Annotated in this window: 28 protein-coding genes and 1 pseudogene; 14 read left to right on the top strand and 15 right to left on the bottom strand. The window is 64.8% G+C overall.

Going from position 1 to position 25,773, the window contains the following annotated elements; translation table 11 throughout:
• Nucleotides 1–23: 23 nt before the first annotated feature.
• Entirely contained in the window at nucleotides 24–1,910 is a 1,887-nt protein-coding gene (gene dnaG / locus OKW87_RS02965; protein WP_265542174.1) for a DNA primase, read from the bottom strand.
• Nucleotide 1,911: 1 nt separating this feature from the next.
• Nucleotides 1,912–2,364, bottom strand: coding sequence for a GatB/YqeY domain-containing protein (locus OKW87_RS02970; protein ID WP_265542175.1), 453 nt, complete (start codon nucleotides 2,362–2,364; stop codon nucleotides 1,912–1,914).
• 120 nt (nucleotides 2,365–2,484) lie between these two features.
• Between OKW87_RS02970 and carA the strand changes: the two genes are divergently transcribed.
• The 5 genes from carA to OKW87_RS02995 all read left to right on the top strand — a co-directional run bounded on the left by carA (nucleotide 2,485) and on the right by OKW87_RS02995 (nucleotide 8,595).
• A complete protein-coding gene (gene carA, locus OKW87_RS02975) occupies nucleotides 2,485–3,672 on the top strand; it encodes a glutamine-hydrolyzing carbamoyl-phosphate synthase small subunit (protein WP_265542176.1) in 1,188 nt (395 codons plus the stop codon).
• Nucleotides 3,669–3,935 (top strand): hypothetical protein, encoded by a 267-nt coding sequence (locus OKW87_RS02980; RefSeq protein ID WP_265542178.1) that lies wholly within the window; start codon nucleotides 3,669–3,671, stop codon nucleotides 3,933–3,935. Before carA ends, OKW87_RS02980 begins: the two co-directional genes overlap by 4 nt.
• A 1-nt stretch (nucleotide 3,936) precedes the next feature.
• Nucleotides 3,937–7,266 carry a carbamoyl-phosphate synthase large subunit gene (carB, locus tag OKW87_RS02985; protein WP_265542179.1) on the top strand — a complete coding sequence of 1,110 codons (3,330 nt, stop codon included), beginning with the start codon at nucleotides 3,937–3,939 and terminating at the stop codon, nucleotides 7,264–7,266.
• A gap of 203 nt (nucleotides 7,267–7,469) precedes the next feature.
• On the top strand, nucleotides 7,470–7,946 hold the full coding sequence (gene greA, locus OKW87_RS02990; protein WP_265542181.1) for a transcription elongation factor GreA: 477 nt from the start codon (nucleotides 7,470–7,472) through the stop codon (nucleotides 7,944–7,946).
• 1 nt (nucleotide 7,947) lies between these two features.
• Nucleotides 7,948–8,595 (top strand): rhomboid family intramembrane serine protease, encoded by a 648-nt coding sequence (locus OKW87_RS02995; RefSeq protein WP_265542182.1) that lies wholly within the window; start codon nucleotides 7,948–7,950, stop codon nucleotides 8,593–8,595.
• A gap of 10 nt (nucleotides 8,596–8,605) precedes the next feature.
• On the opposite strand, the gene OKW87_RS03000 is transcribed toward OKW87_RS02995, so the two are convergent.
• The 5 genes from OKW87_RS03000 to OKW87_RS03020 form a co-directional block, all read right to left on the bottom strand.
• Nucleotides 8,606–8,833 carry a DUF4170 domain-containing protein gene (locus tag OKW87_RS03000; RefSeq protein ID WP_265542184.1) on the bottom strand — a complete coding sequence of 76 codons (228 nt, stop codon included), beginning with the start codon at nucleotides 8,831–8,833 and terminating at the stop codon, nucleotides 8,606–8,608.
• 64 nt (nucleotides 8,834–8,897) lie between these two features.
• Nucleotides 8,898–9,266 carry a hypothetical protein gene (locus tag OKW87_RS03005; protein WP_265542185.1) on the bottom strand — a complete coding sequence of 123 codons (369 nt, stop codon included), beginning with the start codon at nucleotides 9,264–9,266 and terminating at the stop codon, nucleotides 8,898–8,900.
• Complete coding sequence (locus OKW87_RS03010; protein WP_265542186.1) at nucleotides 9,263–9,610, bottom strand: hypothetical protein; 348 nt, start codon at nucleotides 9,608–9,610, stop codon at nucleotides 9,263–9,265. Before OKW87_RS03010 ends, OKW87_RS03005 begins: the two co-directional genes overlap by 4 nt.
• Complete coding sequence (locus OKW87_RS03015) at nucleotides 9,607–9,948, bottom strand: phage holin family protein (protein ID WP_265542188.1); 342 nt, start codon at nucleotides 9,946–9,948, stop codon at nucleotides 9,607–9,609. The genes OKW87_RS03010 and OKW87_RS03015 overlap by 4 nt, the downstream gene beginning before the upstream one ends.
• Before the next feature lie 12 nt (nucleotides 9,949–9,960).
• Nucleotides 9,961–10,491, bottom strand: coding sequence for a hypothetical protein (locus OKW87_RS03020; protein WP_265542190.1), 531 nt, complete (start codon nucleotides 10,489–10,491; stop codon nucleotides 9,961–9,963).
• Nucleotides 10,492–10,631: 140 nt separating this feature from the next.
• Between OKW87_RS03020 and eno the strand changes: the two genes are divergently transcribed.
• The 4 genes from eno to OKW87_RS03040 all read left to right on the top strand — a co-directional run bounded on the left by eno (nucleotide 10,632) and on the right by OKW87_RS03040 (nucleotide 14,899).
• Nucleotides 10,632–11,906 carry a phosphopyruvate hydratase gene (gene eno, locus OKW87_RS03025; protein WP_265542191.1) on the top strand — a complete coding sequence of 425 codons (1,275 nt, stop codon included), beginning with the start codon at nucleotides 10,632–10,634 and terminating at the stop codon, nucleotides 11,904–11,906.
• Between the two features lie 100 nt (nucleotides 11,907–12,006).
• The gene (locus tag OKW87_RS03030) at nucleotides 12,007–12,324 is read left to right on the top strand and encodes an FtsB family cell division protein (protein WP_265542193.1); all 318 of its coding nucleotides are present in this window, start codon (nucleotides 12,007–12,009) and stop codon (nucleotides 12,322–12,324) included.
• Between the two features lie 120 nt (nucleotides 12,325–12,444).
• Entirely contained in the window at nucleotides 12,445–13,494 is a 1,050-nt protein-coding gene (pdhA, locus tag OKW87_RS03035; protein WP_265542195.1) for a pyruvate dehydrogenase (acetyl-transferring) E1 component subunit alpha, read from the top strand.
• A 1-nt stretch (nucleotide 13,495) separates the two neighbouring features.
• Nucleotides 13,496–14,899, top strand: coding sequence for a pyruvate dehydrogenase complex E1 component subunit beta (locus tag OKW87_RS03040; protein ID WP_265542197.1), 1,404 nt, complete (start codon nucleotides 13,496–13,498; stop codon nucleotides 14,897–14,899).
• A gap of 6 nt (nucleotides 14,900–14,905) precedes the next feature.
• Here OKW87_RS03040 and OKW87_RS03045 read toward each other — a convergent pair whose 3' ends face one another.
• Genes OKW87_RS03045 through OKW87_RS03055 form a run of 3 tightly spaced genes read right to left on the bottom strand, consistent with a single transcriptional unit; the run spans nucleotide 14,906 to nucleotide 18,128 of the window.
• Entirely contained in the window at nucleotides 14,906–15,571 is a 666-nt protein-coding gene (locus tag OKW87_RS03045) for a TadE/TadG family type IV pilus assembly protein (RefSeq protein WP_265542200.1), read from the bottom strand.
• Entirely contained in the window at nucleotides 15,568–16,191 is a 624-nt protein-coding gene (locus OKW87_RS03050) for a TadE/TadG family type IV pilus assembly protein (protein WP_265542202.1), read from the bottom strand. The genes OKW87_RS03045 and OKW87_RS03050 overlap by 4 nt, the downstream gene beginning before the upstream one ends.
• Nucleotides 16,188–18,128: a TadE/TadG family type IV pilus assembly protein gene (locus tag OKW87_RS03055; RefSeq protein ID WP_322740342.1), complete on the bottom strand. Its 1,941-nt coding sequence runs from the start codon at nucleotides 18,126–18,128 to the stop codon at nucleotides 16,188–16,190. The genes OKW87_RS03050 and OKW87_RS03055 overlap by 4 nt, the downstream gene beginning before the upstream one ends.
• A 59-nt stretch (nucleotides 18,129–18,187) precedes the next feature.
• Here OKW87_RS03055 and OKW87_RS03060 point away from each other — a divergent pair, with 59 nt between their 5' ends.
• Both OKW87_RS03060 and OKW87_RS03065 read left to right on the top strand, forming a co-directional pair.
• Entirely contained in the window at nucleotides 18,188–18,883 is a 696-nt protein-coding gene (locus OKW87_RS03060) for a squalene/phytoene synthase family protein (protein WP_322740323.1), read from the top strand.
• A gap of 74 nt (nucleotides 18,884–18,957) precedes the next feature.
• Nucleotides 18,958–19,416 carry an EF-hand domain-containing protein gene (locus tag OKW87_RS03065; RefSeq protein WP_322740324.1) on the top strand — a complete coding sequence of 153 codons (459 nt, stop codon included), beginning with the start codon at nucleotides 18,958–18,960 and terminating at the stop codon, nucleotides 19,414–19,416.
• On the opposite strand, the gene trmFO is transcribed toward OKW87_RS03065, so the two are convergent.
• Complete coding sequence (trmFO, locus tag OKW87_RS03070; protein WP_265542206.1) at nucleotides 19,413–20,738, bottom strand: methylenetetrahydrofolate--tRNA-(uracil(54)-C(5))-methyltransferase (FADH(2)-oxidizing) TrmFO; 1,326 nt, start codon at nucleotides 20,736–20,738, stop codon at nucleotides 19,413–19,415. The genes OKW87_RS03065 and trmFO overlap by 4 nt on opposite strands.
• A gap of 47 nt (nucleotides 20,739–20,785) precedes the next feature.
• On the opposite strand from trmFO, the gene OKW87_RS03075 reads away from it, so the two are divergent.
• Genes OKW87_RS03075 through OKW87_RS03085 form a run of 3 tightly spaced genes read left to right on the top strand, consistent with a single transcriptional unit; the run spans nucleotide 20,786 to nucleotide 22,216 of the window.
• Nucleotides 20,786–21,403, top strand: coding sequence for a lysoplasmalogenase family protein (locus OKW87_RS03075; RefSeq protein WP_265542208.1), 618 nt, complete (start codon nucleotides 20,786–20,788; stop codon nucleotides 21,401–21,403).
• Nucleotides 21,378–21,809 (top strand): DUF488 domain-containing protein, encoded by a 432-nt coding sequence (locus tag OKW87_RS03080; protein ID WP_265542211.1) that lies wholly within the window; start codon nucleotides 21,378–21,380, stop codon nucleotides 21,807–21,809. Before OKW87_RS03075 ends, OKW87_RS03080 begins: the two co-directional genes overlap by 26 nt.
• A 20-nt stretch (nucleotides 21,810–21,829) precedes the next feature.
• The gene (locus OKW87_RS03085; protein WP_265542213.1) at nucleotides 21,830–22,216 is read left to right on the top strand and encodes a VOC family protein; all 387 of its coding nucleotides are present in this window, start codon (nucleotides 21,830–21,832) and stop codon (nucleotides 22,214–22,216) included.
• 178 nt (nucleotides 22,217–22,394) lie between these two features.
• On the opposite strand, the gene OKW87_RS03090 is transcribed toward OKW87_RS03085, so the two are convergent.
• The 4 genes and pseudogenes from OKW87_RS03090 to OKW87_RS03105 form a co-directional block, all read right to left on the bottom strand.
• The gene (locus OKW87_RS03090) at nucleotides 22,395–22,754 is read right to left on the bottom strand and encodes a hypothetical protein (RefSeq protein ID WP_265542216.1); all 360 of its coding nucleotides are present in this window, start codon (nucleotides 22,752–22,754) and stop codon (nucleotides 22,395–22,397) included.
• A 520-nt stretch (nucleotides 22,755–23,274) separates the two neighbouring features.
• Nucleotides 23,275–23,481: pseudogene (locus tag OKW87_RS03095) on the bottom strand (3-deoxy-7-phosphoheptulonate synthase); the annotation flags it as partial.
• Nucleotides 23,482–23,486: 5 nt separating this feature from the next.
• Nucleotides 23,487–23,948, bottom strand: coding sequence for a DUF2283 domain-containing protein (locus OKW87_RS03100; protein WP_265542217.1), 462 nt, complete (start codon nucleotides 23,946–23,948; stop codon nucleotides 23,487–23,489).
• Nucleotides 23,945–25,312 (bottom strand): class II 3-deoxy-7-phosphoheptulonate synthase, encoded by a 1,368-nt coding sequence (locus tag OKW87_RS03105; RefSeq protein WP_265543971.1) that lies wholly within the window; start codon nucleotides 25,310–25,312, stop codon nucleotides 23,945–23,947. Before OKW87_RS03105 ends, OKW87_RS03100 begins: the two co-directional genes overlap by 4 nt.
• Nucleotides 25,313–25,773: the final 461 nt, after the last annotated feature.

The following is a 25,773-nucleotide window of genomic DNA, read 5'->3' on the forward strand; positions in this document are numbered from 1 at the left end:
TAGCGGCTATTTTACTAGCCGCCCTAATCGTCAAATTCTTCGTCATCCGCAAGCATCAGATTCGCAAGCCGCGCTTCCAACTCCTTGCGCTTCCGCGAAAGCGCCACCTGACGGGTGAACGCGCCTTCTTCCGAGCCTTCCATCGCCAAGGCGGCCGTGGCCTGCGCCAGCGCCGCATCGACGGCAGGCAACGCCACCATCACTGCGATCGCCTCGCTCAGATCCTCCCGCGCCCGCGCTTCGTCCGCCCCGTTGGGACGGGCGAAAGAGAAGGGCAAGGTGTCGGCTCTCAACAAGTCGCTGGCCACCGAATCGAACCCGGATTTCGCCAATATGGTGAGCACTTTGCCGCTATCAAGCTGCCGATCCTCCAGCGCCACTTCGATCACCGCCTCGAACAGCTTGCCGAGCGCACCGGAGGCGCTGCGCAGGCTGCCGAGCACCTCCATGTGGCGCGCTATCTCGGCAGGATGGCGGAGCAACCCGGCGAGCACCGCCTTGGCGAGGATCGGATCGAGCCCGCCCAACTGGACACCGCGCATCGCGACTCCGGGCGGCAGTTCCGGGGGCTGCCAGCCGCCGCGGGCATTACGCTTGCCGCGGGCGGGACGGGCGGCCTGGAAGGAGCCACGCGGCTGAAACTCGCGCTGGCCGCGGCCGAAATGCGTGTCGAGTCGCTGGCGGAACTCGGCGAGATATTCCGACTTCACATTGGGATCGCCGATCTGGCCGGCGAGATCGGTGAGTCGCTGCTTCAGCCCGGCGCGCTGCTCGGGGGTGGTGAGCGGGCCGGATGCCACCTCGCTCTGCCAGAGGCGATCGGCGAGGGGCTGGGGTTTCGCCAGCAATGCCTCGAACGCGGGTGCCCCCTTGCTGCGGACCAGATCGTCGGGATCGAGCCCCTCGGGCAGCGTCACGAAGGCGAGGCTGCGGCCCGGCTGGAGCATCGGCAGCGCACGGTGCGCTGCGCGCAGCGCGGCCTTCTGGCCGGCCGCATCGCCGTCGAAGCAGAGCAGGGGCACCTCGGCCATCCGCCACAGCCGCTCGAGCTGATGTTCGGTGAGCGCGGTGCCCAGCGGCGCGACCGCCTCGTCGAACCCGGCCTGGGCGAGCGCGATCACGTCCATATAGCCTTCGACGACGATGACCCGGCCGCTCTTGCGTGCCGCCGCCTGCGCGCGATCGAGATTGTAGAGCGTGCGGCCCTTGTCGAAGAGCGGGGTTTCGGGCGAGTTGAGATATTTCGGCTCGCCGTCGCCGATGATGCGACCGCCGAACGCGATCGCCCGGCCGCGCACGTCGCGGATCGGGATCATCAGCCGGCCGCGGAAGCGATCGTAGGGGTCCTTCTCCTCCTGGCTGATCAGCAGCCCGGCCTCGACCAGCATCTCGTCGCCATAGCCCTTGAGCGCTTGCCTAAGCTTGCCGCGCGAATCGGGGGAGAAACCGAGGCCGAAGGTGCGTGCGGTCTCCTCGGTCACGGCGCGCTTCTTGAGCAAAGCGCGCGCCTCGGCGCCCTCGATGCCTGCCAGCTTCTCGCTGAACCAGGCGGCGGCGTCCGCCATCGCCTCGTGCAGCCCCTTGGCGCGCTCGGCCTTGGCGGCGGACTGGCGGTCCTGCTCGGGCATTTCCATGCCGGCGGCCTGCGCCAGTTCCTTCACCGCATCGATGAAGGGGAGTCCGCGCTGCTCGGTCATCCAGCGGATCGCGTCGCCATGCGCCGAGCAGCCGAAGCAGTGATAGAAGCCCTTGTCGTCGTTGACGTAGAAGCTGGGGGTCTTCTCGTTGTGGAACGGGCAGCAGGCGCGGAACTCTCGGCCGGCTTTTTGAAGCTTCACCGACTTGGCGATGAGGCCCGAGAGGAGGGTTCGGGCGCGGAGTTCGTCTAGAAAGGCGGGAGTGAGGCTCACCTTAGGAGAGCGCCGCCTTCACGAGGCCGCTCGCCTTGCTCATATCCAATTCGCTCGCATGCCGCGCCTTCAGCTCGGCCATCACCCGGCCCATGTCCTTCATCCCCGCAGCGCCCAGCTCAACCTTGATCGCCTCGATCGCAGCCGCAGTCTCCGCCTCGCTCATCTGCGCGGGCAGGAACCGCTCGATCACCGCCACTTCGGCGGCTTCGGCGTCGGCCAGTTCCTGGCGTCCGCCCTTCACATACATGTCGATCGATTCGCGGCGCTGCTTGACCATCTTCTGGAGCACTTCGACGACCAGCGCGTCGTCATCCTCGGGCGCCTTGCCGGTGCGGGCTTCGATGTCGCGGTTCTTTATCGCGCTCTGGATCAGGGTGATGGCGCCGCGTGCGGTCTTGTCGCCGGCCTTCATGGCGGCGATCTGGGCGGCCTTGATATCGTCGCGAATCATGCTCTACTTTCGATTGAAACGGAAAGGCCGACCCTAGCAGCGGTTGACGCGGGGGGGCAGGGGGTCTAGCCGCCACCCCTTAGCGACATCGCGAGCAACCAACTGGAGCGCCACCCGCAAATGGCCGAAGCCAATCCCTTGTCCGTGCCTGATGGCGCCACCGGCGTACTCGTATTGGCCAATGGCGACGTGGTGTGGGGCCGCGGCTTCGGGGCCGAGGGGCAGGCGGTGGGCGAGGTGTGCTTCCACACCGCGATGACCGGCTATCAGGAGATCATGACCGACCCGAGCTTCGCGGGGCAGATCATCAACTTCACCTTCCCGCATATTGGCAATGTCGGCGCCAATCCCGACGATGTCGAGGCCGAGGATCCGCATGCTTTGGGCATGATCGTCCGCGAGGACGTGACCGAGCCCTCCAACTTCCGCGCGGTCGAGCGGCTGGATGCCTGGATGAAGGCGCATGACCGGATCGGGCTTGCGGGGATCGACACGCGCGCGCTGACCCGGCGGATCCGCGTCGGCGGCGCGCCCAACGGGGTGATCGCGCATTCGGCCAGTGGCGACTTCGACGTGCCGCTGCTGCTGGAGATGGCGCGGGCGTGGCCGGGGCTCGAGGGGATGGACCTGGCGATCACGGTGAGCTGCGAGACCCATTTCGGGTGGAAGGACGGCGTGTGGCGGCTGGGGCCGGGCTATTCGAAAGTCACAGAAAGTCACACCAGCAGCGAAAAACCCCCGCATGTGGTCGCGGTGGATTATGGCAGCAAACGCAATATCTTCCGGAACCTTGTTAAGGCTGGAGCTGAAGTAACCGTGCTGCCGGCGACGGCCACGTTCGAGCAGGTGATGTCCTTCGCGCCCGACGGCTTCTTCCTCTCCAACGGCCCCGGCGATCCGGCGGCGACCGCGGAATATGCGGTGCCGGTGATCCAGGCGATGCTGGAGACGGGCAAGCCACTGTTCGGCATCTGCCTGGGGCACCAGTTGCTCGCGCTCGCGGTGGGCGCGCGGACGAGCAAGATGTTCCAGGGCCATCGCGGCGCCAACCATCCGGTCAAACGGCTGAGCGACGGCGCGGTCGAAATCACCAGCATGAACCACGGCTTCGCGGTGCTGAGCGAGTCGCTGCCGGCGAATGCGCGCGAGACGCATGTTTCGCTGTTCGATGGGTCGAATGCGGGCTTCGAGTTGACGGACAAGCCGGCCTTCGCGGTGCAGTATCACCCCGAGGCCAGCCCGGGGCCGCAGGATAGCCTGTATCTGTTCGAGAAGTTTGTGGGGATGCTGCGGGACTCGGCGAAGTGAAACTGTTGCTTGCATTCACGCTGCTAGCGTCAGGGCAGGAAACCAAGCCGCAACCTGAAATTTCGCAGGCGCGATTGGATGAAATGTCGGTTGCGTGCCGTACGCCACGGAAGTGGTTGAAGCACCTCGCTGGAGAGCAGGTTCAGTTTCGGCCTTCCCCCAAGGCCAGATATGAGCAGGTCGACTGCCTGCTGAAACAATTGCGCGAAAGCGCCGTCCCGATGAAGCTTGGATTCGTCGGCAACGAACAGGCTCCGGAATAAAATGCCCAAACGCACCGACATCTCCTCGATCCTCGTCATCGGCGCGGGGCCGATCATTATCGGCCAGGCGTGCGAATTCGATTATTCGGGCACGCAGGCGATCAAGGCGCTCAAGGAGGAGGGCTATCGCATCGTCCTGGTCAATTCGAACCCGGCGACGATCATGACCGATCCCGAACTGGCCGACGCGACCTATGTCGAGCCGATCACGCCCGAGATCGTCGCCAAGATCATCGCGAAGGAGCGCCCCGACGCGATCCTGCCGACGATGGGTGGGCAGACCGCGCTCAACACCGCGCTGGCGCTGGCGAACGACGGCACGCTGGAAAAGTACGGCTGCATCATGATCGGTGCGGACGCCGAGGCGATCGACAAGGCCGAGGACCGGCTGAAGTTCAAGGATGCGATGACCAGGATCGGGCTGGAGAGCGCCCGTTCGCATATCGCCCACACCGAAGCCGAGGCGCTGGAGGGGCTGGACTATGTCGGGTTGCCGGCGATCATCCGGCCGAGCTTCACGATGGGCGGATCGGGCGGCGGGATCGCCTATAATCGCGAGGAATTTCTGGGGATCGTCCGCTCGGGGCTCGATCTCTCGCCGACCACCGAAGTGCTGATCGAGGAGTCGCTGCTCGGTTGGAAGGAATATGAGATGGAGGTCGTTCGGGACAGGAACGACAATTGCATCATCGTCTGCTCGATCGAGAATATCGATCCGATGGGCGTCCATACCGGCGATTCGATCACGGTCGCGCCCGCGCTGACGCTGACCGACAAAGAATATCAGATCATGCGCAACGCCAGCATCGCGGTGCTGCGCGAGATCGGCGTCGAGACGGGCGGATCGAACGTCCAATATGCGGTCAATCCGAAAGACGGCCGGCTGATCGTCATCGAGATGAACCCCCGCGTCTCTCGCTCGTCGGCGCTGGCTTCCAAGGCTACCGGCTTCCCGATCGCCAAGGTCGCGGCGAAGCTGGCGGTGGGATACACGCTCGACGAGATTACGAATGACATTACCGGTGCGACCCCCGCGAGCTTCGAGCCGACGATCGACTATGTCGTCACCAAGATCCCGCGCTTCGCCTTCGAGAAGTTCAAGGGCGCCGAAAACACCCTCGGCACCGCGATGAAGTCGGTCGGCGAGGTGATGGCGATCGGGCGTTCGATCCATGAGAGCCTGCAGAAGGCGCTGCGCGGGCTCGAGACCGGGCTTTCGGGCTTCAACCAGGTCGACCGGCTGGTCGGCGCGCCGCGCGACGAGATCGAGGCGGCGCTGGCCGAGCGGACGCCGGACCGGCTGCTGATCGCGGCACAGGCGCTGCGCGAGGGCTTCACCGTGCCCGAAATCCATGCGCTGACGAGGTTCGACCCCTGGTTCCTCGAGCGGATCGCCGAGATCGTCGCTGCCGAGGAAGTCGTGTGCCGCGGCGGGCTGCCGCAGGATGCCGCGGGCATGCGCCGGCTCAAGGCGATGGGCTTCAGCGACAAGCGCCTCGCCTATCTCGCGCTCAAATCGCTGAACCTGCGCGAGGGCAGCGGGGCGATGGCGCGCAGCCACGGGCTGATCGGCGACGTCGCGCGGATGATGACCGGCGGCGTGACCGAGACCGACGTGCGCGCGCTGCGCCACAAGCTTGGCGTACGGCCCGTGTTCAAGCGGATCGACACCTGCGCGGCCGAGTTCGAGGCGAAGACGCCTTATATGTATTCGACCTATGAAGCGCCGAGCTTCGGCGCGCCCGAGAGCGAGTCCGAGCCGACCGATCGGCGCAAGATCGTGATCCTGGGCGGCGGGCCGAACCGGATCGGGCAGGGGATCGAGTTCGATTATTGCTGCTGCCACGCCTGCTTCGCGCTGGCGGATGCGGGCTATGAGACGATCATGATCAACTGCAATCCGGAGACGGTGAGCACCGATTACGACACGTCCGACCGGCTCTATTTCGAGCCGCTGACCGCCGAGGATGTGCTCGAGGTGCTCGACGTCGAGAAGTCGAACGGCACGCTGGTGGGGGTGATCGTCCAGTTTGGCGGGCAGACCCCGCTCAACCTGGCGCAGGCGCTGGAGGATGCGGGGATCCCGATCCTGGGCACCTCGCCCGATGCGATCGACCTGGCGGAGGATCGCGAGCGCTTCGCCGCGATGGTTTCCAAGCTCGGGCTGCGCCAGCCGCTCAACGGGCTGGCGCGCAGCCGCGACGAGGCGGTGGCGGCGGCGGAGCGGATCGGCTTCCCGGTGCTGATGCGGCCTTCCTATGTGCTTGGGGGCCGGGCGATGGAGATCGTCGATACGCTCCAGCAGCTCGACGATTATATCCAGACCGCGGTGCAGGTCTCGGGCGACTCACCCGTGCTGATCGACCAATATCTGCGCGACGCGATCGAAGTCGATGTCGACGCGATCTGCGACGGCACCGACGTGGTGGTCGCCGGCGTGCTCCAGCATATCGAGGAAGCCGGGGTGCATTCGGGCGACAGCGCCTGCTCGATCCCGCCTTATTCACTGAGCCCCGAGATCATCGCCGAAATCGAGCGCCAGACCGAGGCGCTGGCGCATGCGCTGTCGGTCGTCGGGCTGATGAACATCCAGTTCGCGGTGAAGGACGGGTTGGTCTATCTGATCGAGGTCAATCCGCGCGCGAGCCGGACGGTGCCGTTCGTGGCGAAGGCGGTCGGGGTGCCCATCGCCAAGATCGCGGCGCGGGTGATGGCCGGCGAGAAGCTGGCGCATCTGCCCAAGATCGACCGGCACATCGATCATATCGCGGTGAAGGAAGCGGTGTTCCCCTGGTCGCGCTTTCCGGGCGTCGATCCGGTGCTCTCGCCCGAAATGCATTCGACCGGCGAAGTGATGGGGATCGACAGCGATTTCGCGACCGCCTTCGCCAAGTCGCAGCTGGGGGCGGGGACGGTGCTGCCGCTCGCCGGCACCCTGTTCGTCAGCGTCAAGGAGAGCGACAAGCCGGTGGTGCTGCCGGGGGTGCGGATCCTTGCCGTGCTGGGCTTCACGATCGTCGCAACGAGCGGGACCGCCGACTATCTCGAGGCCGAGGGTATCGCGATCGAGCGCGTGAACAAGGTGGCGCAGGGGCGGCCGCATATCGTCGACCGCATCCAGGACGGTCGCGTGGATATCATCTTCAACACCACCGAGGGCTGGCAGTCGCTCAAGGACAGTTCGAGCATCCGCAAAACCGCGATGGGGCAGAAAGTGCCCTATTTCACGACGGCGGCGGCGAGCGTGGCGGCGGCGCGGGCGATCGAATCGCTGCGGACGAAGCCGCTTGAGGTGCGCCCGTTGCAGGATTTCTACGCGGCGCGGGATTAATCCGCCGTCATCCCCGTCTTTGCGGGGGCGGACAGAGGAGGGGGCGTCGGCGGCTGTTACAGCCTCGGGGTCCCCAAGTGCTTGAAGTTTGCCCCTTGCGCTATTATTATTCGCACTCGCACAATTGATCCCTCCATCGATAACTATGTGCGGGCGTCTCCACTTGGGCCGCTTGGGGGACGGGGCGTTGAAGGACGAATGTGATGGCGACGGTCGACAAGCTGCCGATACTCAAAGAGGGCTATGAGAAGCTTACGGCTGAACTCAAACGGCTGAAAATCGAACGCCCGCTGATCGTGGACGCGATCGAGGAAGCGCGGGCGCATGGCGACCTTTCGGAAAATGCCGAATATCACGCCGCCAAGGAGCAGCAGGGCCAGAACGAGGCCACGATCTCCGACATCGAAGGCAAGCTCAGCCGCGCCCAGATCATCGATCCCACCGAATTGTCGGGCGACAAGGTCGTCTTCGGCGCAACCGTGACGTTGCTCGACGAGGACGACAAGCCGATCCGCTACCAGATCGTCAGCGAGACCGAGGCCGATGCCAGCAATGGCCGCATCTCGTATAATTCGCCGATCGGCCGTGCGCTGATCGGGCGCAAGGTGGACGAAGAGGTCGAAGTCTCGGTGCCCGCAGGCGACCGCTATTATCTGGTCTCGAAGATCGAATTCATCTGAGGTGGCGCAGTACGAAGGCGGAGCGAGCCGCCGGCTGACGGCGACTGCGATCGTGATCCTGGTGACGGTGGCGGTGAGCCTGTTCGTCACGCTCGGGAATTTCGGAGTCGAGGCAAGCATGCGCGGCGGGTTCATCCCGGCGCGGCTGAGCGGGATCGAGACCGATTTCGCCGCGGTGCCTGCGATCCTGACGCCGCTCAGCTGCACGTTGCTGCACGCCGGCTTCTTCCATCTCGGCATGAACATGCTGATGCTCGGCTTCACCGGGCGCGAGACCGAGCGCGTGGTCGGCCCCATGGGGCTGCTGATACTCTATGTGGTCGGCGCCTTTGCCGCTGCGTTCGCGCAGTGGCTGCCCGATCCCGATTCCATAACGCCGATGATCGGCGCGAGCGGCGCGGCCTCGGCGGTCGTCGGGGCATATTCGCTCTTGTTCGGACGCTCGCGCGCGCGGGCCATCGGGCCGATCCCCGCGCAGGCGGTGCACGTGCTGTGGCTGGCGATCGCCTGGACCGTGGTCAATCTGCTGACCGCCTTCGCCTTTCTGGGCGCAGGGATCGCGGTCGCAGCCGCGGCGCATATCGGCGGATTCCTAGCAGGGCTGGCGCTGGCCAAGCCCTTGCTCTGGTGGAACTGGCGGAAGGCCTGAGCCTTTCGGGTCAGCTGGCCGATGTGGTCTGGTCGGGATCGAGCAGCCGATGCAGATGGACGATCACATAGCGCATTTCAGCATCGTCGACGGTGCGCTGCGCGGCGGCGCGCCAGGCTTTCTCGGCGGCGGCATAATCGGGAAATATCCCGATCACGTCGAGATTGGCCGGATCCTGGAAATCCAGGGTCATGGGATCGGTGACTCGGCCACCGAATACGAGATGCAACTTGCTCAATTTGGCCTCCGGAAGTGCGTTCGCGCCGGCCTTAGCGGCTCGGGGCGAACGCTCAACCTCTAATTCAGGCCTTGCCGGCGCCCTTTGCGGCATCGACGATGTTGCCGAGCAGCGCCGTCACGCGCTCCTTGGTGTCGTCCTTGTTGGGGATCAGCGAGTCGATCTCCTGACGCCCGGCCTCCTTGGCGGCACCGACTGCGGCGGTCGCGCGCTCGGCCAGCTTGCGGCCGACCGGGTCGAGAAGCTCGCGTTCCTTGTCGAGGCGCGGGAGCAGCGCGCCGACGAGTGCGCCGACCGCGATGCCGCCTGCCACCAGCGCCAGAGGGTTCTCGCCGAGTCCTTCGACGGTCCGAGCGGCCTTTTCACGCGCGCTCGGAGCCTGCGCTTCGACCGGCTGGGTAGCGGTGCCGTTGCTTGTAGTGCCATTGCTCATCGTGGCTGTCCTTTTTTCTGCTTGTTGTTCAAACCATCGGCCGGCGCGGCGGTTTCACCGCTCCCGCCGCGGCGCTTGAAGATGTCGAATATCCAGCCGCGCGCGAGCACGAGACCGATCGCGCCGGCGATCGCGGCGGTGGCGACCGGGCGCTCCCGGGCAGTGTCGACCGCGCTACGCGCAACCGACGTCATCCGCTCGGTGGCGCTGTCGACCGCTCCCTGCGCGAGGTTCGCCGGCCTGAGCCGTGTCTGCACGGCGCTCAATGTGGCCAGCAACTGCCCACGCGCGGCCACCGCCCGCGCTCGGGCGGCAGCCACGTCGTGCGGATTGGGGGCGATCATGGCTTTTCCCCGATGATCCGCTTGACATGGACCCATGCCAGCCGCGCCATGATCCCTGCGACCAGCAGAATCGCGACCACGACGATGAGGGTCGCCCATCCCGGGCCGACATAAGGGGAAAGCGTCAGCACGAGCCCGACGACCAAGGCGATCATCGCCGCCTGCGCCAGCGTCAATGCCGCCGCGCCCATCCACAGCATGGCGCGGGCGTCGCGAAGCTTGGAACGAACCAGCGTCCTGTAATAGCCGACCTCGGCCCGGGCATAGCCCTTGCCTTCATCGACCAGCCGGCCGAGCAGATCGCCCAGACCTTCGTCGGGCAGTTGCGGCTCGGCCACCCCCTTGCGCCCTTATGCCTTGGGGGGCTCGGGGTCGCCGAGGTCCGCCGCCGCATCGATGCCGGACTTGGCGAGGCGAGCGAGGGCGAAGCCGATCGCGGCGGCGGCGCCGACGGCGATGACCGGGCTCTTGCGGACGAATTCGCCGGCATCGGCGATCAGATCGTCGACTTCCTTGGTGCGCAGCGATTCCGCGAAGTTGGTGATGCCGTCCGCAGCGGTACGGGCATAGCGGCCATATTCCGCGCCCAGCTTGGCATCGACGTCGTCGGCGGCGCCCGCCATCATCTTGGCAAGGTCGTCGAGCGCGCTGGTCGCGCGATCCTTGCCCTGGCCGGCGAATTCGCGCGCGCGATCCGCCGCCTGCGTGCCGAATTTGCCGGCTTCATCCTTGAGGGTCTGCGACGCGCTGCGCTTGGTCTCAGTTTCGCCGCCGAGATCGTTCGACGCCTCGAAATTGATCGCCGGACCGCTGCCCTGAAGCGTCGAATCCGTGCCGGACGTCGTGCCCGCGCTACCAACGTTGTTGCTATTGTCAGCCATGCCGAAAAGCCTTTCTGTTACTCGGATCGAAGAACCACAGGCGCCTGCGCAGGTTCCATGCTCCGCCGCCGTTGCCGCGAAGGCAGGGAGGGGTTAGAGGCACGCCCGCGCCCCAACACCCTAAATAGGGAGACCGTTACGTGACCGCAATCATCGACATCCATGCCCGCCAGATCCTCGACAGCCGGGGGAACCCGACGGTGGAAGTCGATGTGATGCTGGAGGATGGCAGCTTCGGCCGCGCGGCGGTGCCCTCGGGCGCGTCGACCGGCGCGCATGAGGCAGTCGAGAAGCGCGACGGCGACAAGAGCCGCTGGGGCGGCAAGGGCGTCCAGGACGCCGTCGATTCGGTCAATCGCGACATCGCCGAGGAAGTGCTCGGCATGGACGCTGAGGACCAGTCCGACCTCGATCGGGAGATGATCGACCTCGATGGGACCGAGAACAAAAGCAAGCTGGGCGCCAACGCGATCCTGGGCGTGAGCCTGGCCGCCGCCAAGGCCGCGGCCGACGCGCGCGGGCTGCCGCTCTATCGCTATGTCGGCGGGGTCAACGCGCATGTGCTGCCGGTGCCGATGATGAACATCATCAATGGCGGCGAGCATGCCGACAATCCGATCGATTTCCAGGAATTCATGATCGTGCCGGTGGGCGCGGCGAATATCGTCGAGGCGGTGCGATGCGGCTCGGAGATTTTCCATACGCTGAAGAAGAAGCTGTCGGAAAAGGGGCTGGCGACGGGCGTCGGCGACGAAGGCGGTTTCGCGCCGGCGCTCTCCTCCACTACCGATGCGCTCGATTTCATCATGTCGTCGATCGAGGCGGCGGGCTATTCGCCGGGCGACGACGTGATGCTCGCCCTCGATTGCGCCGCGACCGAATATTATAAGGACGGCGCCTATCGCATGGTGGGGGAGGGCAAGACCCTGTCCTCCGCCGAGAATGTCGATTTCCTGGCCGATCTGGCGGCGCGCTATCCGATCTTCTCGATCGAGGACGGCATGGCCGAGGACGATTGGGAGGGCTGGAAGCTGCTGACCGAGCGGCTCGGCGCCAAGTGCCAGCTTGTCGGCGACGATCTGTTCGTGACCAATCCAAAGCGGCTGCAGCGCGGCATCGACGGCGCCTATGCCAATTCCTTGCTGGTGAAGGTCAACCAGATCGGGACGCTGACCGAGACGCTCGAGGCAGTGAGCCTGGCGCAGCGTTCGGCCTTCACCGCGGTTATGTCGCACCGCTCGGGCGAGACCGAGGATGCGACGATCGCGGATCTCGCGGTGGCGACCAATTGCGGGCAGATCAAGACGGGCTCGCTCGCGCGCTCGGACCGGTTGGCGAAATATAACCAGCTGATCCGGATCGAGGAGGAGCTGGGCGATGCCGCGGTGTACGCCGGGCGCTCGGTCCTGAAATGAGGAAGCGTCGCCCCGGCCCTCGTCGGGGCGGCGGCTTCTTTTTCATCTCGGTATAACTGCGGTCTTGCGTCGCCAGGCTGGTTAAGCGAGAATCAACCACATGACGCGCACCTCACCGATCCGTTCGCTCCTCCGCCGTGCCGGGCTTCCCGCCGCGGTGCTGATGGCGGTGGGCTTCTTCGGCTACAATGCGGCGCTCGGCCCGACCGGGGTCGTGGCGACCAAAGCGCTCAAGACCGAGCTGGCGCAGAAGGATGTGGAATATGCGGCGCTCGCCAAGAAGCGGGCAGAGCTGAAGAATCGGGTCGAACTGCTCGATCCGAAGCGCGGCGCGGATCCGGACATGGTCGACGAGCTGGTACGCAAGCAACTCAACGTCGCGCGCCCCGACGAAGTGATCGTTCCGCTCGACAAGTGAGCGCCGGCCCGGTTCGCCACTGCCACGAAAGCCCGATTTCCCCGCGCGTTGACGTTGCGTCCGGGCCAACAACACGCTTATAGGCTCGGCCCCTGACCTTATCCGGGACGAGGATTTACCGTGGCCAAATCACCGGCGCGTCAAGCACCGACACTCCCCGCAGCATCCAATCGCGAGCGTCCCGCCGAGCCGGAACGGTTCAAGGCATCGAAGGACCAGCTGCTCGAATTCTACAAGCAGATGCTGCTGATCCGCCGCTTCGAAGAGAAAGCCGGCCAGCTTTACGGCCTCGGTTTCATCGGCGGCTTCTGCCACCTTTATATCGGCCAGGAAGCGGTCGCGGTCGGGCTCCAGTCGGCGCTCGACGGCGACAAGGATTCGGTGATCACCGGCTATCGCGACCATGGCCACATGCTCGCTTACGGCATCGATCCGAAGGTGATCATGGCCGAGCTGACCGGGCGCGGCGCCGGCATCAGCCGCGGCAAGGGCGGCTCGATGCACATGTTCTCGACCGAGAAGAAGTTCTACGGCGGGCACGGCATCGTCGGTGCGCAGGTCTCGCTCGGCACCGGGCTCGCCTTCGCGCACAAGTATAACGAGGATGGCGGCGTCGCCATGTCCTATTTCGGCGACGGCGCGTCGAACCAGGGCCAGGTCTATGAGAGCTTCAACATGGCCGAGCTGTGGAAGCTGCCGATCATCTATGTGATCGAGAACAACCAATATGCCATGGGCACGTCGGTCAATCGGTCCTCCTCCGAGGACCAGCTCTACAAGCGCGGCGAATCTTTCCGCATTCCCGGCATCCAGGTCGATGGGATGGACGTGCTGGCCTGCCGCGGCGCGGCCGAAGAGGCGCTGGCCTGGGTGCGCGCGGGCAAGGGTCCGATCATCCTGGAGATGAAGACCTATCGCTATCGCGGGCACTCGATGTCCGATCCGGCCAAATATCGCAGCCGCGAGGAAGTCCAGTCGGTGCGCGACAAGTCCGATCCGATCGAGGCGGTGAAGCGCGAGCTCGAAACGCTGGGCGTGACCGAGGAACAGCTCAAGCCGCTCGAGCAGGAGATCCGCAAGGTCGTCAACGAAGCGGCCGATTACGCAGAACAGACGCCCGAGCCCGATCCGGCCGAGCTGTATACCGACGTGCTGGTGGAGTCCTACTGAGATGGCCGTTGAACTGAAAATGCCTGCGCTGTCGCCCACGATGGAAGAAGGCACGCTGGCCAAATGGCTCGTCAAGGAAGGCGACGTGGTCAAGTCGGGCGACATCCTCGCCGAGATCGAGACCGACAAGGCGACGATGGAGTTCGAGGCGGTCGACGAAGGCACGGTCAGCCAGATCCTCGTCGCCGAGGGCACCGACAATGTGAAAGTGGGCACCGTGATCGCGATGATCGCAGGCGAGGACGAGGATGCGTCCGCCGCGCCGGCTCCTGCGCCGGCTGCAAAGGCGGAGGCTCCTGCGGCCGAGCAGAAGGCCGCCGAGTCCGATGTCGCCCCGCCCAAGAAGGCCGCGAGCGGCACCGAGCAGTTGGCCAGCACGAAGGCGGCGACGGTTTCCGACCCTGATCTTCCCGCGGGCACCGAAATGGTCAAGACCACCGTCCGCGAAGCCTTGCGCGACGCGATGGCCGAGGAAATGCGGACCGATCCGCGCATCTTTGTGATGGGCGAGGAAGTCGCCGAATATCAGGGCGCCTACAAGGTCACCCAGGGCCTGCTCGAGGAGTTTGGCGCCAAGCGGGTGATCGATACGCCGATCACCGAATATGGCTTTGCCGGCATCGGCACGGGCGCGGCGATGGGCGGCTTGAAGCCGATCGTCGAGTTCATGACCTTCAACTTCGCGATGCAGGCGATCGACCACATCATCAATTCCGCCGCCAAGACCAATTATATGTCGGGCGGACAGATGCGCTGCCCGATCGTATTCCGCGGCCCCAACGGCGCGGCGTCGCGCGTCGGCGCGCAGCATTCGCAGAATTACGGTCCCTGGTATGCTAGCGTGCCCGGGTTGATCGTAATCGCGCCTTATGACGCGGCGGATGCCAAGGGGTTGCTCAAGGCCGCTATCCGCAGCGACGATCCCGTCGTCTTCCTCGAGAACGAGCTGATGTACGGGCGCAGCTTCGAAGTGCCCAAGCTCGACGATTATGTCCTGCCGATCGGCAAGGCGCGGATCGTGCGCCCGGGCAAGGACGTGACGATCGTCAGCTACTCGATCGGCGTCGGGCTTGCGCTCGAAGCCGCCGAGGCGATGGCGGCGGAAGGCGTGGATGCCGAAGTGATCGATCTGCGCACGCTGCGCCCGCTCGACACCGCGACGGTGCTCAAGAGTCTGAAGAAGACCAATCGCATGGTGGTGGTCGAGGAAGGCTGGCCGACCTGCTCGATCGCATCGGAAATCGTTACGGTGGCGATGGAGCAGGGCTTCGACGATCTCGATGCGCCCGTGCTGCGGGTGACCAACGAGGACGTGCCTTTGCCCTATGCGGCCAACCTCGAGAAGCTCGCACTGGTCAACACGGCCAAGGTGATCGAAGCGGTTAAGAAGGTAACGTACCGCTAAGCGCGGTCAGCAGGTGGACGGGGTAACTCCCGCCACCTGATAGACCCCGCTGGTGCCGCCAATCAGATCGCGCCGATCGCGGACCATCATCGAGGCGACCTCGTTGATCTCGCCCGCCCACGGCGTCTTCACCAGCGGCCTATAGATATAGCGGACTTCGACGAACATCGCCGCGCCGTCGTCCGGAGCGATGGTCTGCCGCCCCGTCGGACCGATGCCGGGCTCGTTGGTCTTGGTGGCGACGGTTCCCCAGCTCGAGCTCAAGCTGGTCTTGCTCCCCTTGCAGCGCTGCCAGCGGATCTTGTAGCGGCTGTTCGTATTGGGATTGGCGACCGGCTCGACACTAGAAATGATCACGCGACCGTTTTCCAGAAGGTCTAGCTCGCCCGATTGCATATCGGCTCCCGTCAGCAGATCGTTGATATCGGCTTCGGTAATCGTCTTTGCCTGAAGCTGGCTGCCACTGCCGATACGCGCGGCGTTGTCCGCCAGATGCAGCGCGATCTGGCTGATCCGCATCTTGGTGATGATATAGTTGGTCAGCTCCGCGCCTGTGAGGCTCAAGGTCAGCAGGATCGGCAGCGACAAGGCGAACTCCAGCAGCGCCAGGCCGCTGGTTTCCCGGCCGAGCCTGGCCAGGAACGCCTTTGCTTGGGTGCTAATACGGGTCATGCGCAATTCCGAACCTTGGGCACGGCCTGATCGCCATAAGGCTGGTTCCGCAGCACGGTCGAACCCTTCACGGTCGTCTGGTTCGAGCCGCCGATGAAGCGATAAATCGGGAAGAAGCGGGGATAGCTGACGGTAACCGAGTACAGCACCGCATCCTTCGCGCCGCCCTGACCGCTATTGCCGCCGCTCGCGTCCCAGTTCTGGTTGTTGTTGTTGTCCTCATACGGCTCGCCACCGTTGCACGTATTGTTGCCGTCGGTGTCGGTATAGGGCTCGAACTGGGCGGCCGCGGCGTCCGAGAAGGTGCGGTAATATTCGCGCGTGATTGTTACCGTCGCATTGTTCGCCAGCGCCCCGACCTGGCTGCGCACGCGCCCGTCGAGCGTGGCCCGCCGGGTCGCCTCGGTGCCGCTTTCGAGCGAGGAGTCGCGCGCCGTCTTCTGGACGACGCCCTGGAGGACGCCGCGCATGTAGAGCGTGTGCGAGACATCGAACGCACCGACCAGCAGCATGCACAGCACCGGCGCCACGATAGCGAATTCGATAACCGTCGCGCCGCGGGTCTCGCTTACGAGGCGGCGCGCGATACCGCCGCGGATGGCAGTCGCCCGGATCCTCACCGCGTCAGCCGCAACTGTGAGATCTGATCGGCGATCGAGCGGAAGGTCTTTTGCAACTCGGTCGAATCCTTGGCACTGAAATAGCGGCCCGAGGTTGCGCAGGTTTTGAGCCTGGCTTCTGTATCACTGGTTACCGATCCGAACGAGATGACCCACAAGGTGTAGGCCGCCTTGCCGTTGAAGGTCGAATTCTTGATCTTCGCGCACAGTGCCGCAAAGCGAAGGTCGACCTGCTGATCCAGCAACGCCTGATTGGGGGCGGTGTTGTCGGGCGTCTGGCGGCGATCGAACCAGGGAATGCCATAGGCATTATAATCGCGTTCGCTCGTGTTGGTATCGCCATCGGTCATGAAGATGATGTGACGTTCGATCTCGCCGCCCTGCGAGGTGAACGCATTGTCGGCAGCGAACAGCCCTGTCGGCGAAGCAAACCGCGCGCCCCACAGCAAACCGATATCGTGATAGGTATTGCCATCCGTCGTCAGGCCATCGACATAGTCGTCGAAATCGCTGGCTGTCGGCCACGTCTGCAGCCGTTTCGCCTCGCTCGGGCAGTACCCAGCGGACTGATTTCCGTAATTGTCGGTCGTGTCGATCGACGAACGGTTCCAATTATTGTTGCCGCGGCGCGTATAGATCAGTCCGGGCAGCCAGGGCTTCCACTTCGTGTCGTCGCTCGTGGTCGGGATCGATTCAAAGTCGAGATCGAGCGCGGTCGTGGGGATCGGGCTGTAATTGGTGGTACGCTCGGTTTTGCGTTCCTCGATGCAGCCTGCCCAGTTTATCGTCTTGTTCGTTCCGCCATCCTCGATCGGCAGGACGAAGCTGTTGTTCCAGCTCGTGCCGTTTTTGAGGACGCCGACCGAGACCGGGAGCTGGTTGTAGCGCCACCGAGCAAATGTGCCGTTCTGAAGATCTTCCACCTTACGCGTCACCGTCCGCGTTGCGCTACAGGTGCTGTTCGTTGCTGACCAGCCCGTTATGTTGGTCAATGTTTTCTCGAAGGTGCGACGGGTATTGTTGTTGCTATAGACGTAAGCGGTCTGGGGATTGAACCCATAGGCTTCTGCCGTATTGTTGTTGCACATATTCTGCGGTACGCCGGTTTGCGTAAATGGCGCAGAAGAGAGCAGGGTCGCGCTCACCTCCCGCCAATCCGTAGACGTGCCAGCGTTCCACTGTGCCTCGCGCGTCTGATAATTCCAGCTATCGACGAACCACTCCGGCTTAAGAAGCTTGCCGACGTTCACATTGGTCGCATAGGGCATGAAGCCGAAGCGGATCTGCACCTGGTTGCCGGTGCCGCCCGACGGCTCGTCGCCGTCGCAATCGGTGTCGGTGATGTCGAGGCGCGCGACGATCTGATAGAAGCATTTGACCGCAATGCGCAGGCCGGCGATCTTCGTTTTGTTGTCGCCGGACGGGACGTCTCGCATCGATCCCGTCGTATCGAGCACGAACATCACGTCGGTATTGGGCAAGCGCATCTCGGCGTCGCAGGCCACCGCCAGAGTCTCGGTGGTACGACCGAAAATGCGCATCAGCGTCATAGGCAGCACGGCGGACGCGGTGCCGCTCACCTTGCCGGCGGCCTCGGAGAAGCTGCGCGTCACGTTGGTCGCGCCATAGGCCGCGCTGTTATAATTGGCGTCGAAGAATTTTTCTGCCTGGGTGCGGGGCGCGTAGCTGTTGAAGCCCCAGGTTCCGCCGCCCATCATCTTGCGGCCGGCAAGCGCGCCGGCATCGCAGGCATGTTGCAGCCGCGTCTTGACGATGTACATGCGGCTTATGTCGACACCACCGCCGACCATGCCCGCGAGCGGGATCAACGAGAGTGCGGTAAGCGCCAGCGTGTTGGCACGCGTATCGCGAGCGAACCTCGTGAGGAACCCCCGTGCTCCGGCCCAACTTCGCACCTTGTGCCCCGTCATTCGCATACGATCCCCGATCAACGAGGCGTCATGCACCACCTCTCGCTAATTCCCCCTAAACCCCCGTGGTTAACGCTTGCCTTATGGAGGCGCTGATGGACGATCCGGATCCCGAGCGGGCGCTAATCCTGTCCTACGCGCCTGTGCAGCGGCGCGAAGGTCTCGCCGCGCTGCTGGCGCTCGACGCGGCGCTCGCCAGGCTGTTGCGCACGACCCGCGAGCCGGCGGTGGGGCAGCTTCGGTTGGCCTGGTGGCGCGAGGCCTTGGCGGCACTCGATTCCGGACCTGCGCCCGCCGAGCCCGCGCTGCGCGGGATTGCCGAGCATGTGTTGCCCCATGGCGTCAGCGGCGCATCGCTGGTGCCGATCGTGCACGGCTGGGAGGTGCTGATCGAGGACGCGGCGCTCGACGAGCGCGCGCTTGGCAGGTTCGCCGCAGAGCGTGCGACGCTCTTCAACGCGGCCGGGCGGGTGCTGGGCGCAGGGCGAGGCGACCCGCTGACCGCGGCAGGCAAGGGTTGGGCGTTGGCAGATCTCGCACGCAATCTCGATGGTGCCGGGGAGGCCGCAGCGGCCCGAGACCTGGCGATCCCCGAGCTGTGTGAAGCGGCGGCCGCCCGCTGGAGCCGCAACGGCCGCGCGCTGGGCGCACTTGCGCATCTTGCCCGGATGGACCTGGTTGTCGGCGACGGCGCGCCCGTGCCGTTAGGGTCGCCGCGTCGCGTCGCTCGCCTGGCCTGGCATCGGCTCAGCGGCCGCTAGACGCTTGCCATTTCGTGCAGGTGCGCTAGCCTTGGGGTCTGGCTGCACGGAGACGGCCGATATGGCGCTATCTGGTGGGAGCGGGCGCGGCGGTGCAGCTGGCGCTTGCCGGGATCTTCCTGATGCGGGGCAGCGCCGCATCCGAGCCTAGCGTGCCTCCCGCGCCGGAGGCGGTTCTTGCAGCGACAGCGGCTGACGATCCTCTGCCCAGCGAAGTGCCCAGCGCGACGGCGAAGACGCGCAAGCAGAAGCGATTCGATCGCTACGACAAGGACCGCAACGACGGAATCTCGCGAGAGGAATATCTGCTCTCGCGGCGCAAGGCATTTGCGAAGCTCGACGTCGACCGTGACGGCAAGCTGGGGTTCGAAGAATGGGGGGCGAAGACTACGGCGAAGTTTGGTGGGGCCGATGCCGATAAATCCGGCGTTCTGACCCGTACCGAATTCGCGTCCACCGCGCTCAAGCCGCGCCCTGCAAAGGCCAAATGCGTCTGTCCGGCGGCGGCCCCGAAGGACGAGGCAGACGACTAGGCCGCGAGCCAGTCGTCGAACGCTTCCCGGGCGCGTGCGGTGTACATCAGCTTGCGATCGGCTTTTTTGGTCCGGCCGGCGATCGGCGGGAACAGGCCGAAATTGACATTCATCGGCTGATAGGTCTCGACCTCCGCCTCGCCGGTGATGTGGGCGAGCAGGGCGCCCAGCGCCGTCTCGCGCGGTGGCGTGGGTAGCGTGGTGCCGGCGAGCTCCGCCGCGGCGAAGCGGCCCGCGAGCAGCCCGATCGCCGAGCTTTCGACATAGCCCTCGCACCCGGTGATCTGGCCGGCGAAACGGATGTTGGGGCGTGCCTTCAGGCGCAGCGTTCCATCAAGCAGCTCGGGGGACTTGATGAAGGTGTTGCGATGCAGCCCGCCGAGCCGGGCGAATTCGGCCTTCTCGAGGCCCGGAATCGTGCGGAACAGTTCGACCTGGGCGCCATGTTTGAGCTTGGTCTGGAAGCCGACCATGTTCCACAAGGTACCCGACGCATTGTCCTGGCGGAGCTGGACGACGGCATAAGGCCAGCGGCCGGTGCGCGGATCGTCGAGGCCGACGCCCTTCATCGGACCGTAGCGCAGCGTATCGACTCCGCGTTCGGCCATTACTTCGACCGGCATGCAGCCTTCGAAATAAGGGACATTCTCCCACTCGCGGAACTCTGTCTTCTCGCCGGCCAGCAGCCCGGCGTGGAAGGCGAGGTACTCGTCCTTCGACATGGGGCAGTTGATATAGTCCTTGCCGGTGCCGCCCGGGCCGACCTTGTCCCAGCGCGACTGGTACCAGGCGGTGCTGAAGTCGATGCTTTCGAAATGGACGATCGGGGCAATCGCGTCGAAGAAGGCGAGACTGTCTTTGCCCGTTGCGGCGCCGATGCTTTCGGCGAAGACCGGGGCGGTCAAGGGGCCGGTGGCGACGATGGTGAGGCCTTCGGTCGGCAGCGTCTCGATCCGTTCGCGGACGATCGTGATATTGGAATGGGCCTCGAGCATCGCGGTGACGCCGTCGGCGAAGCCGTCGCGGTCGACGGCAAGCGCGGAGCCGGCGGGGACCTGGTGCTTGTCGCCCTGCGCCAGGATCAGCGAGCCCAATTGGCGCATCTCCGAATGGAGCAGGCCCACCGCGTTGCGCTCGGCATCGTCGGAGCGGAAGCTGTTCGAGCAGACGAGCTCGGCTAGTCGATCGCTCTGATGCGCCGGGGTCATGTGGCCGGACCCTCGCATTTCGGAGAGGCGGACTGTGTGGCCGGCATTGGCCAATTGCCAGGCGGATTCGGAGCCGGCGAGGCCACCGCCGATGATGTGGACGTCGTATGTCATGCCCGTCGCCTAGCGTGTCGCCGCGCGGATGACTATGACCTGGCGCCATGAAAGTCCGGCTGGTCGATCTCCTTTTGCTGGCTGCGCTGATCGCGGGAGTCAGTTTCTATTTCACGCATTGGCTGGAGGTGGCGGGCTGGGCGAAGGTGGTGTGGAAAGGGTCGGGGGTCGGGCTGCTTTCTGCTTGGGCCTTTGCGCGGGGGAGGCCTTGGATCGGACTGGTGCTTGGTCTGGGCGCATTGGGCGATGTGTTGCTCGAGACTATGGGGCTGACGATCGGGGCGGTGGCTTTTTTGGTTGGTCATGTGCTTGCGGTGAGCTTTTACTGGCGGAGCCGGCGGTTGGCCGCTGCTGTGCCGGTTGGGATTGCCTTGGCGGTTTCTGTCGTCTCCTTTCTGTTGAGCGGCGACATCGGCGTTGCATTCTATGGGCTCGGGGTCGGGGCGATGGCGGGGGCGGCGGTGGCTAGTTCGTACCGGCTGGCTGGGGTCGGGGCAGTGTCGTTCCTTCTCTCGGACCTGCTCATCTTTGCGAAGATGGGGCCGCTTTCGGCATCGGATGTACCCGGGTTGGTCATCTGGCCGACCTATTTTGCCGGCCAGGCGTTGATTGCGTGGAGCGTGGTTCGGAGCGAGCGGCGTGAAAATCTACACGATCGGATATGAAGCGACGACGATGGGCGAGTTCCTCGCGGCGCTGAAGGGCGCGGGGGTGGAGCGGCTGATCGACGTGCGCGCGCTGCCGCTTTCGAGGCGCCCGGGCTTTTCGAAGAACATCCTCGCGGCCAGCCTGCGCGACGTGGGCATCGACTACGTCCACCTGAAAAATCTCGGCACGCCCAAGGCGGGGCGCGATGCCGCCAAGAAGGGCGACGTGGCGACGCTGGAGGCGGCGTACGACGTCCAGCTCGGGCTGCCGGAGGCGCAGGCGGAAGCGGCGCGGATGCGCGCGCTGGCGGCGGAGAAGCCAAGCGCCCTGCTCTGCTTCGAGCGCGATCCGAGCCATTGCCACCGCACCCTGCTGCTCGACGCCGAGGGCGAGGGCGCGGAGGTGATCGACCTGTTTCCCTGAGCCCAAAAAGGAGCAAGATGATGATCGACCATATCGGATTTGCCGTCGCGGACGCCGAGACGTCCGCGGCCTTCTATGCTGCCGCGCTGGCGCCGCTCGGCATCAAGGAGATGATGCGCTTCGGCTCCGGCGATCCCGAGTGCAGCGGCACCGCGATTGGCTTCGGCAAGGAGCATCCCTTCTTCTGGATCGGTGACAAGGAGACGGTGGGCGCGGGGACCCATGTCGCATTCGCCGCGGCGAGCCGGGCGGCGGTCGACGCCTTCCACGCTGCCGCTTTGGCGGCAGGCGGCACGGACAATGGCGCGCCGGGTCTTCGCCCGCATTATGGCCCGACTTGTTATGCCGCGTTCGTGCATGATCCCGACGGGGTCAATGTCGAGGCGGTGTGCCACGCGCCTGAGTGACCGACGGGGCTGCGCGCGCTTGGATTCCCACTTTTCTCGTGTTTCGTGAAACTCCGTTTTATAACTCCCGCACGCTCGGCGGCGGGGCAGGCGGGGGCGGCGGGCTTACGGTGCGCGCCGCCCTGCGCTTGGCCTCGCGCTGAGCGAGGGTGCGCGGCGGGCTGCCGGCGGGGCCGAGCTATGCGAGAAAACCATATTCGCGGCGCACATCACCAAAGTCGCGGTCACCAAATCCGATCGTGTCCTGTTCAAAATCGCCGAACAGACGAACTTCCTCTACTGTCCGCGTCGTATTCTCGTTGTTACTGCTGCGGGTGTGGTCAACCTCCTTGTTACGGCCAAATTTCAGAAAGGCGCTGAACGACCAGGTCTTTTTCGCGGCTTCGGCGTCGATACCATAGCCGAGTTTACGCTGCTGCTGGTCCACCGAGCTCAGATTGATCTTGCCTTCGTCGACTGAATCGAAGCTGCCCCGCTGAATAACGAACTTGCGGATCGAGCCATGAACAATACGCGCATTGTCGAGCTGGAGCCTCATCAACACTTGCCAAGTATTTAGGTGCAAATACTCATCGTCGAAGGGCAGGCTTGGTTTGCCGCAGGATATCGCGGCGTACAGTGGGATTTCATCGAAAGAATCACCCTGTTGGATGTTAATCCTCAACGCCGCTAGATCAAATACGCCGTCCGCGCCGACAGGTTCTGCATAGACTGCCCGGCGAATTCAGCGTTCCGTCTCGGCCGGTCGGGATTCCTCATTGTTTGCCATTCGTCCCGCCCATTAGCCTGGTGGTTTTCCCAGATTGCCCGAAGCTAGACCATAAGCATTATCTTGGCTCTGGCAATTATGGGCTCGGCGGCCCGCCGCTTTAGTGGTTAGCTGAGGCCCTTTCCCCGGATGCCGTTGACAAGCCGAGGCGCTAGTCCGGGTCGCGGTGAATCGACATAACCTTGTTAGTCAGCACTTCGTCGATCGAGAGATTCCTTAGGCTTTAACCGCTGACGTCGCTTCCGCTGGATGCCTGCCGGAACGTCGATATCTCGTGGCCAGACATCGACTAACCCGCCTTCCGCCGCTCCCGCATCTCCTCATTCAACATCTCCGCCAACAAAACTGCCAGCTCTAGGCTCTGCCCGGCGTTGAGCCGCGGGTCGCAATGCGTATGATAGCGGTCGGCCAAATCGAGCTCGGTCACATCAACTGCGCCGCCGGTGCATTCGGTGACGTTCTGCCACGTCATCTCCGCGTGGATACCGCCGGCGAAGACGGTTACGCCGCTTTCATCCGAGTCAGCGGAAGCGCCACGGTCTCCAGCGTCGTGAGGTCCAGCCCGGTCGAGGCGCCGTCGATGTCGAGACCGATCATCGTACCGTCAGCGTCCAGATCGGCGTTTACGCCTGAGGCAATTTCCCGCGTCTCTACGCTCGGGCCCGCCTTGAGCTCGATACAGAGGCTGTCGGTTTCGGCGTAATAGTGAAGCTTCATGTCGGTTGCCTGAAGTTGCGGGCGAGGAAGGCGTTGTGGACTGTCTCGCCGTCTTCGAGCGTGACCACCCTTAGCATGCGCGGCGCGGTTTCGCCCGGCAAAAATGACGGCGCCCCAGAAGCGGATGCGTCCATCGTCCTGCACTTCGTAGTGGACCGGCTCTTCGATGACGGAGCGGCACCATTCGCGCTCGATATAGGGGCGCTGGCGAAGGACCTGCTCCTCGAAGTAGCGGGTCGTCTTCAAGCGGCGGCCTTCCTGCGCTCCGACATTTCCTGGTTGAGCATCTCCGCCAGCAAGAACGCCAGTTCCAAACTCTGCCCCGCGTTCAGCCGCGGGTCGCAATGCGTGTGGTAGCGATCGGCCAGGTCGAGCTCGGAGATGTCGATCGCGCCGCCGGTGCATTCGGTGACGTTCTGGCCGGTCATCTCGGCGTGGATGCCGCCGGCGAAGGTGCCTTCGGCGCGGTGGACGGCGAAGAAGCCGCGGACTTCTGCGAGGATGCGGTCGAACGGCCTCGTCTTGTAGCCGTTGGCGGCCTTGACGACGTTGCCGTGCATCGGATCGCAGCTCCACACCACCGAATGGCCTTCGCGCTTGACCGCGCGGACGAGCGGGGGGAGGCCTGCCTCGATCTTGTCATGGCCGAAGCGGGTGATGAGGGTCATGCGGCCGGGGGTGCGCGCGGGGTTGAGCGTGTCGAGCAGGCGCAGGAGCGCGTCGGGCTCGAGGCTTGGCCCGCACTTCATGCCGATCGGATTGCCGATGCCGCGCAGGAACTCGACATGCGCGCTGCCGTCGAAGCGGGTGCGATCGCCGATCCAGAGGAAGTGCGCGCTGGTATCGTACCAGTCGCCGGTCAGGCTGTCCTGTCGGGTGAGGGCCTGTTCGTAGGGGAGCAGCAGCGCTTCGTGGCTGGTGTAGAATTGGGTGGCCTTGAGCTGGGGGACGCTGTCGGCATCGATGCCGCAGGCGGCCATGAAGTCGAGCGCCTCGCCGATGCGATCGGCGACATCCTTGTAGCGCTCGGCCCAGGGGCTGGAGCCGAGGAAATCGTGGGTCCAGCGGTGGACCTGGTGGAGGTTCGCATAGCCCCCTTGCGCGAAGGCGCGGAGCAGGTTGAGCGTGGCGGCGGACTGGCTGTAGCCCTGGATCATGCGCGCCGGATCGGGGATGCGGCTTTCGTGGGTGAAGGCGATGTCGTTGATATTGTCGCCGCGATAGGAGGGGAGGGTGACGCCGCCGATCGTCTCGTCGTCGGCCGAGCGGGGCTTGGCGAACTGGCCGGCCATGCGGCCGAGCTTCACGGTGGGGAGCTTGGACGCGAAGGTGAGGACGACCGCCATCTGGAGGAGGACGCGGAAGGTGTCGCGGATATTGTTGGGGTGGAATTCGGCGAAGCTCTCGGCGCAGTCGCCGCCCTGGAGGAGGAAGGCCTCGCCGCGGGCGACCTTGGCGAGCTCGGTGGTGAGCTCGCGCGCCTCGCCGGCGAAGACGAGCGGGGGATAGTTGCCGAGCGTGGCGGTGGCGGCGTTCAGCGCGGCCTGATCGGGATAGGTGGGGAGCTGGCGGGCCTCGGCCTGGGTCCAGCTGTCGGGCGACCATCCCATGTCTTGCTCCAGATTGCGGACGTACCAGTCCTGATGGTGGGCGATGCCGTTGGCGGCGATCTGATTGAGGATGGCGGCGGAGGCGCGCTTGCCATCCTCCTCCCAGCCCTGGACGGTGGAGCCCGGCGTATCGAACCAGGCGCCGAATGCGGCGCGGGAAAGGGCGCGATCCTCGCGGAAGCGGCGGATCTTGGAACCTGCGAGTGTTGTCATGAAGGGGCGCTTACCCTTGCGGGGTAAAGGGTGGCAAGGGGTTTTTACCCTGGCGGGGTAATTTGCGCATTTGACAGGAGGGGGTGGGGTGGCCATCTTGAGGGCATGCTCGCTTTTGCGACCTTTAAGCGCTTTCGCTTCCACTCGGGACAGCTCGCCGCACGCGGCTAGCCGGGCGCGTCCGGCTGCCTGTGCGCAGCGGCGACGTCCGGTCATCAGCAATCCTCCGCCGCGCCTGCCTGATGCCG

Origin of the sequence: Sphingomonas sp. M1-B02, from assembly GCF_026167525.1 — a bacterium.
Lineage (GTDB): Bacteria > Pseudomonadota > Alphaproteobacteria > Sphingomonadales > Sphingomonadaceae > Sphingomonas.